Source organism: Mycobacterium sp. NGS29 (genome assembly GCF_059812965.1).
In genome coordinates this window covers 1-255 of sequence record NZ_JCALDR010000055.1, presented here as the reverse complement: position 1 = coordinate 255, position 255 = coordinate 1, and the positions used below count along the sequence as shown (strand labels likewise).

Below are 255 nucleotides of genomic sequence, written 5' to 3'. Positions count from 1 at the left end.
GTAGATGTCGGCGCGGTAGGTGACCTCGTCGTTGGAAAATCGTTCGGGCGCCATGTATTTCCAGGTGCCGACGGCGGTGCCCAGTTGGGTGAGTTTCTCGTCGGTGGTGGCGCTGGCGATGCCGAAGTCGACCAGGTAGGCGAAGTCGTCGCGGGTGACCAGTACGTTAGGCGGCTTGACGTCGCGGTGCATGACGCCGGCGGCGTGCGCGGCGTCCAGGGCCGAGGCGATCTGGGTGATGATGGCCACCGCGCG

The 255-nt window shown here is 66.3% G+C and carries 1 protein-coding gene; it reads right to left on the bottom strand.

The features are described from left to right. Positions 1–255: protein kinase domain-containing protein (locus AC5Y5Z_RS25575; RefSeq protein ID WP_499928301.1), on the bottom strand; the 255-nt coding region annotated here is incomplete at both ends.